Genomic DNA, 6,196 nt, shown 5'->3' with positions numbered 1-6,196 from the left:
TGAAAAGGCGTTGGGCAAACATCCACGAAGCCAAGCAAGCCGACAAAATTGGGATACTGATAGGATTGAAAGTTGGACAGAAAAGACTAGACCAAGCCTTAAAAATGAAGGGGCTTGTGGAAGATGCTGGCAAGAAAGCTACATGTTTTGCTTTGAAGGAGATTACCCCAGAGGCTCTAATGCAATTTCCTACAGTGGATGCCTTCATAAACACGGCGTGTCCTAGACTGTCCTTAGATGACGCTAAAAAATTTCGTAAACCTTTACTTACACCAAAAGAGGCGCTTGTTGCTCTAGGTAAGCTGCAATGGGAAGAACTATGCAAAAGAGGCTGGTTCGAAAGCTAGACTTGGAAATCGCACTTTCAAAAGTCGAGCCACATCCATCACCCAAAGCCTATTTGGAACAATACACAATAACCCCGGAATCCGCCGCTGAACTACTCTACATAGCCACATACACGTATGACGACATAATAGGCAAAAACACAGCAGACCTAGGTTGTGGAACAGGAAGACTCGCCATAGGCAGCGCTCTCTTAGGAGCAAAAGAGACCCTGGGCGTAGACATAGACAGAAACGCTATAGAAGTGGCATCAAAAAACGCTGAAAGACTAGACGTGAAAGAAAAGATACAATGGATAACCACCGACATCACTACGATTCAAGGAGCCTTCGACACGGTATTACAGAACCCCCCCTTTGGGATACAAAGAAGAAGGGCTGATCGGAAATTCCTAAGGAAAGCTCTAGAAATAGGCAAGCATATTTATTCGTTACATAAAAGCAGCAGAGAAAACCGCAAGTTAGTCAAAAGACTAAGGGGACAAAAGTCTCGACTCATGCCAGTTTCTCCTTCTCCTTTTTTGAGGAAGTTCATTGAAAGGCATGGTGGAGAAATCAAGGCTGTATACACTACGCTAATGACAATTCCACACATGTTCGATTTCCATAGAAAACGAAAGCACCAATTTCTCGTTGATCTATACATAGTAGAAACCGATCTTTAAAACTCCCAAAATTGATGCGGATATAGAGAAGAAGCCATTTTTACTTCTTAATCAAAAGGTTTATTGAGGAGTACGATTGAAAAGTAACGAGCATTCAGCTTAGGATAACTATTCGAAACCTAATAAGCTTCACACAGAACACAAACGAGAGAGAAAACACATGAGTAAATCCCATTTAAAACGACAAAGCGGACAATTCGTTGCTCCAGGAGACCACTTGGGAGTAATTGAGGAGTTCTCGCCCGGCCAAGGTACTTACGTAGAGCAGGGGAAAATACACGCTAAAGTTAGTGGACGTACGCTTTTGGATTTGCAAAACAAAACAGTTTCGATTTTTCCACTGGTTCGCGGAGCAAGAGTGCCAACAGTTGGCAGCATTGTAACTGGGCAGATTTCAAATCTTCAAAACAAAACTGCAGTCGTGCGAATATCCAAAATAGGAGAAGAACATTTGTCTGGTGTCTTTTCAGGGTTGCTTTACATTTCTGATATAAGTACATCTTATGTTGAGTCAATCCATGATGCTTGCAAACCGGGAGACATTCTCCGTGCAAAGGTAATAAGCGAAAAAAACAGAGTTTACCATCTTTCCACGACAGACAAGAATCTTGGAGTTTTGTACGCATTCTGCTCGCAATGTGGACACATGCTTCAACAAAGACGTTACAGAATGCATTGTCCAAGCTGTGGAAAAATCGAAAAGCGTCGAATTGCTGTAGATTACGGCGAAGCAATCTTTTAGAAAAGGAGGGCTTCCGATGAAACTGAAAATTTTAAACAAGAAAAAAAATGAGCTAAAGATAGAGGTTGATGGAGAAAGCCACACCCTCTGTAATGTTATTCAAAAAGCCCTACTTAAAGATGAACGGGTAGACTTTGCGAGTTATAATATTTCACATCCTCTCACTGCTAGCCCCATAATTTATCTTCGCACAAAAACACGGAGCAAGCCAGAGATTGTGCTCCAAGAAGCAGTGGCAGATGTGCAGAAAGATACTGAAACATTTAGGGCAGCATTTAACAAGGCTTTAAAGAAATGGCAAAGCTAGCAAAGTAGACACTACAAGTTGAGCCTTTTATTTGCTTTAGAAAGAAGGAAACTGAACGCTTCAACAACGTCTTCATGCTCTATTAGTATGCCTACGCTCTCTCTGATTGTTGTTAAGCCTTGCAACCAGACATAGACTAGTAACGCTTCTGCAGCATCCGCTTGCTTGTGACGGTCTACTCTTGAACCAAGTAGGTTTCTTAGTCCTGCTTGTTTCAAAGCCTGAGAGAGCATGTGACCATCTGCTTTCCCACCAGCTGGTCGCCCAGTTTTTGTGGAGATGTAGAGAGAGTAAACAAGGTTGGTGTAAGCGTCACCGAGGGCTGCAAGTTTATGGTCGGTTAGAATTTCTTGTGTAGTTTTGTGGGTTGGTGTGAAGGAAAATCTTTTTTTCGGATTTGGCATATTGCTCATCAACTGTTTTGTGAGGAAAGGTTGGATATAATAATGCTTATTTTCTATTCGCCATGAAGAGTTAAAGAGGGTGTTACAGCTGAGAAATGGAAAATTCCGTTGTATAAAACCGGAGATTAGAAGCGTTGGTGTTGACGATGGGGCATTTATTCCTCATACACGGGGGAAGTGTGACGTTATTGGGGTTGTTTTTAGGGGCGGATATTGGCTTGATGGAGTTATGCGGACGCGGGTTGAGGTTGATGGCATGGACGCTACTGAGAAGATTGCAGAGATGATAACAAGCTCGCCTCATTATGGTCAGTTGAGAGTGATTATGCTGGATGGGGTAACTTTTGCAGGTTTTAATGTTGTTGATACTATGAGGCTTTTTGGAATGACCCATTTACCTGTTATCGCGGTTACGCGGAAGAAACCAGATTTTGATGATATTCGGAGAGCACTTGAGAATTTGCCATTTTCGGAGGAAAGGTGGAAAGCGATTAAGAATGCAGATAGAATTATCAAGGTTTTTACACGGCGGGAAGAAGAAGCAATTTTTATGCAAGTAGCTGGAATCGAAGTGGATGTTGCGAGGAGAATTGTGAAGAGCACTGCTACTCGGAGCAATGTTCCTGAAGCGTTGCGGGTGGCGCATTTGATTGCTTCAGGGTTGACGGGCCCTTTGTAGTAGTTGAAATCTTTATTGGAATCGGAAAAGATTTTTAAGAGTCTATTGCGAAGGGAAAGGAACGGATATGGTGAAGAAACCTTGGAGTTTTGTGTGAAGTGTGGAAAGAGGCTTGTAGCTGAGAAGAAGGGAAAAAAAGATGCGGTTTGGGTTTGTCCAAAATGTGGCTTTAAGAAAAGTGTTGATGCTAGTGAGAAGATTGTTGTTCCCTTGACTATAAAGGAGCCAAAGCCTTTTCAGGAGTCTATCGCGGTGATTGGCAAAGAGGCGCAGAAGTTGCGAACTCTGCCTACTATGAGAATTGAGTGCCCGAAATGTGGAAACAATTTGGCACTTGTTTGGCAGGTGCAGACGCGGGGCAGTGATGAGTCGTCGACGCAGTTTTTTAGATGTACAAAGTGCAATTTCACGTTTAGAGAGTATGCGTAGACGTGTTATGTGTGTACATCGCTTAGGCTAGACCGCCTTGTATAGGCTCCAAATAGGCGGCTAATACATGGCAATAGGGAAGCGAACGTGAGGTAAAACGTTTTTATTCTTCTTGGAAAGCCAGTTTATTCAAGTCCTAATAAGATGCTACTTTCAAAAGTCAATACCACGATGGAACTCCATAATAATTGAAGTTTCTTTGCGCTCTCACCAAACACATCTGCTTTTACGGTGCCTAAGTGCAAGCCTGTACTCAAACGACCGGAAAAAAGACCACCTATGACGCCCCTCATGCTAAGAATACCGGGGTAAAGAGCAATTATCCAAGGTTCACGCGAGAAAAGACCAAAAGAAGCAGCTATAATTAAACCTGCAAAAATGCCGCCTAGATCAAAAATAAGGCAAAGTAGTGACTGACCAGCTGTTTTGGCAAGATTGAGTTGCCTAACATCTTCTGCACCCACTTTAGACCCCTCTCTGCTTTTTTACGCTTCGAATCGCCATCGCTTTCACCTTCCATATTTACACTCCTCCAAGGCAGAGCGGTGCGATATTGCCAAACGTCTCGCCAGTTTCGCAACTTAAGCACTACTTTGCATCCTCAATCTGCAAAATCAGACCTTATGGTTTAAATAAGTTTTCAGTAGAATAGAAGAAAAAGGGTTTTTAGCCTTCCTTTTCTACATGTTTGATTGCGTCCTCTATGATGTCCAGCCCTGCGTCCACAAGTTCCCGCGTTATAATGAGGGGAGGCGCCAATCGTATTGTTGACTTGCCACAGGTTATCACTGCCACGCCTCGTTTCCAACTTCGCGTCATGACCTCTGCTGCCTTTTTTGCTGCAGGCTTTTTGCTGACCTTGTCTTCAACGAGTTCTATGCCAATCATCAAGCCCTTTCCACGTACGTCGCCGACAATGTTGCTTTCTTCTTTAAGCTCCCCAAGCCGCTTCATAATGTAAACACCTTGCTTCGCAGCATTCTCCCTCAACCCCTCATCTCGAATTACATCAATAACCGCTGACGCAGCGGCACAAGATACTGGGTTGCCGCCAAAAGTGCTCGCGTGAGAACCACCTTCCCAATCCATTATTGAGGCTTTTGCAACCATAGCGCCAAGAGGCAACCCTGCTGCTATGGATTTGGCAATGCATATTATGTCTGGCTCAATGCCCCAATGTTCAATTGCAAACCATTTACCAGTTCTCCCCATTCCTGCCTGTACCTCATCATCCATCATCAATATGCCATACTTATCTGCCAACTTCTTGAGTCTTGGGAAATATTCGGGCGGAGGTACAACGTAGCCGCCTTCGCCTTGTATCGGCTCAAAGACGAAGGCTGCAACTTCTTCAGGAGGGATATATTTTTGCAGTACGTATTCGTCAATGAAGTCTATGCACCAGTAGTGGCAGTCTGGGTAGGTGAGTTTGAAAGGACAACGGTAACAGTAACCATAAGGCACATGGGTTACGCCTGGAACCAAGGGAAAGAAGTAGCGTCTCTGAACTGGTTTGCTAGCTGTGAAGGACATTCCGCCAAAGGTTCTACCGTGGAACGCGCTGGTGAAGGCTATATACAATTGTTTTCGCGTGTGCCACCTTGCAAGTTTCGCTCCAGCTTCAACAGTCTCGGCACCGCTATTGCCGAAAAAAACTTTCTTTTCCCACCGACCAGGAGTAATTTCAACCAGTTTCTCAGCCACATCCACGACTTCTCGATATAGGAAGTCAGTAACGGAATAGTGCAGAAAACGGTCTAATTGGCTTTTTACTGCCTCTATTATCTTTGGGTGGCTGTGCCCTACATTTAGACATACAAGGCCAGAATTGAAGTCTATGAATTCGTTTCCGTCCACATCACGAATTATACAGCCCTGCCCACTCTGTATCGCCAGAGGATAAAATCGCACAAACGACTGTGAAATTACCCTCTCGTCTCGTTTTGCAAGCTCTCGCGCCTTCGGTCCTGGAGGAGTAACAACAATTTTTGGATAATTTGACATTTAATTCCACCTTTGTTGTGAGATTATTCAATAGTTGAAAACTGATTTTTATAACTATCTGTTAGGGTTTGAGATAGAAAAAGGTGTGGGTCAGGTCCTTGTTCTGTAGTTCGGGAACCTGAGACCCGACTTTTGGATGTGGACTGAGGGAAACCTTTCAGGTCTATGGTCGAGCCAGAGTTATCTCGATGGTTGAAACGTTGCTTTTTCTTCCCTCTTCTCGCTGTACCTCTTCGGTGCCGATAGCAATGCTTTTTAGCTCTACGTCTTTTATGAAGGCGCGTCGCAACAACTCGACAGTATCAACGGCGGTGCTGATCGCCCGCCCTCTGGCTTTAATGCAGATGTTCTTCTCACCTGAATTGAAGTAGGTGAGGCAGGCAACCACGTAGTTCATCACTGGTTTTCGACCGATGAGGACAGCGTTCTCGCTCGTTTTTACAACCTCTTTAGGTTTCTCTTTTTTTTCCGGTTCAGGTTCTGGTTTTGCAGTATTTTCTTCTTCTGTCACGTTTTCTACCTCCTCAAGTTACTTGAGGACCATGATAGCACATGATGGCATCTGTACTCAAGATACTGTGTAGTGCTCTCTAAAATTCGCGTGGAGTCTCTTATAGTTTTC

At 43.9% G+C, this 6,196-nt stretch carries 10 protein-coding genes; 6 read left to right on the top strand and 4 right to left on the bottom strand.

What is annotated here, in order from left to right:
- The 4 genes from NWE91_05010 to NWE91_04995 all read left to right on the top strand — a co-directional run.
- On the top strand, positions 1 to 347 hold a 347-nt coding region (locus NWE91_05010), incomplete at its 5' end, for a 2-(3-amino-3-carboxypropyl)histidine synthase subunit (protein MCW3985751.1).
- The gene (locus NWE91_05005; protein MCW3985750.1) at positions 320 to 1,009 is read left to right on the top strand and encodes an METTL5 family protein; all 690 of its coding nucleotides are present in this window, start codon (positions 320 to 322) and stop codon (positions 1,007 to 1,009) included. The genes NWE91_05010 and NWE91_05005, both read left to right, overlap by 28 nt.
- Positions 1,010 to 1,169: 160 nt before the next feature.
- Entirely contained in the window at positions 1,170 to 1,751 is a 582-nt protein-coding gene (locus NWE91_05000; protein MCW3985749.1) for an exosome complex RNA-binding protein Csl4, read from the top strand.
- A gap of 16 nt (positions 1,752 to 1,767) precedes the next feature.
- Positions 1,768 to 2,058 (top strand): DNA-directed RNA polymerase subunit L, encoded by a 291-nt coding sequence (locus NWE91_04995; protein ID MCW3985748.1) that lies wholly within the window; start codon positions 1,768 to 1,770, stop codon positions 2,056 to 2,058.
- Positions 2,059 to 2,069: 11 nt separating this feature from the next.
- On the opposite strand, the gene NWE91_04990 is transcribed toward NWE91_04995, so the two are convergent.
- Complete coding sequence (locus NWE91_04990; GenBank protein MCW3985747.1) at positions 2,070 to 2,462, bottom strand: hypothetical protein; 393 nt, start codon at positions 2,460 to 2,462, stop codon at positions 2,070 to 2,072.
- A gap of 88 nt (positions 2,463 to 2,550) precedes the next feature.
- On the opposite strand from NWE91_04990, the gene NWE91_04985 reads away from it, so the two are divergent.
- Both NWE91_04985 and NWE91_04980 read left to right on the top strand, forming a co-directional pair.
- The gene (locus NWE91_04985) at positions 2,551 to 3,141 is read left to right on the top strand and encodes a DUF99 family protein (GenBank protein MCW3985746.1); all 591 of its coding nucleotides are present in this window, start codon (positions 2,551 to 2,553) and stop codon (positions 3,139 to 3,141) included.
- A gap of 15 nt (positions 3,142 to 3,156) precedes the next feature.
- A complete protein-coding gene (locus tag NWE91_04980; protein MCW3985745.1) occupies positions 3,157 to 3,570 on the top strand; it encodes a transcription factor S in 414 nt (137 codons plus the stop codon).
- Between the two features lie 125 nt (positions 3,571 to 3,695).
- Here NWE91_04980 and NWE91_04975 read toward each other — a convergent pair whose 3' ends face one another.
- The 3 genes from NWE91_04975 to albA all read right to left on the bottom strand — a co-directional run bounded on the left by NWE91_04975 (position 3,696) and on the right by albA (position 6,085).
- Entirely contained in the window at positions 3,696 to 4,034 is a 339-nt protein-coding gene (locus tag NWE91_04975; GenBank protein ID MCW3985744.1) for a hypothetical protein, read from the bottom strand.
- Positions 4,035 to 4,236: 202 nt separating this feature from the next.
- Complete coding sequence (locus NWE91_04970) at positions 4,237 to 5,574, bottom strand: acetyl ornithine aminotransferase family protein (GenBank protein MCW3985743.1); 1,338 nt, start codon at positions 5,572 to 5,574, stop codon at positions 4,237 to 4,239.
- A gap of 163 nt (positions 5,575 to 5,737) precedes the next feature.
- On the bottom strand, positions 5,738 to 6,085 hold the full coding sequence (albA, locus tag NWE91_04965; GenBank protein MCW3985742.1) for a DNA-binding protein Alba: 348 nt from the start codon (positions 6,083 to 6,085) through the stop codon (positions 5,738 to 5,740).
- Positions 6,086 to 6,196 lie beyond the last annotated feature (111 nt).

The sequence above is a fragment of the Candidatus Bathyarchaeota archaeon genome, from assembly GCA_026014805.1.
Lineage (GTDB): Archaea > Thermoproteota > Bathyarchaeia > Bathyarchaeales > SOJC01 > JAGLZW01.
Note: the sequence above shows the minus strand (reverse complement) of the source record. Positions and strands in the feature narration are given on the sequence as shown.

Coding starts and splice junctions, on each gene's coding strand:
- NWE91_05005 (MCW3985750.1), top strand. CDS start 320: ATGCAAAAGAGGCTGGTTCGAAAGCTAGACTTGGAAATCGCACTTTCA.
- NWE91_05000 (MCW3985749.1), top strand. CDS start 1,170: ATGAGTAAATCCCATTTAAAACGACAAAGCGGACAATTCGTTGCTCCA.
- NWE91_04995 (MCW3985748.1), top strand. CDS start 1,768: ATGAAACTGAAAATTTTAAACAAGAAAAAAAATGAGCTAAAGATAGAG.
- NWE91_04990 (MCW3985747.1), bottom strand. CDS start 2,462: ATGCCAAATCCGAAAAAAAGATTTTCCTTCACACCAACCCACAAAACT.
- NWE91_04970 (MCW3985743.1), bottom strand. CDS start 5,574: ATGTCAAATTATCCAAAAATTGTTGTTACTCCTCCAGGACCGAAGGCG.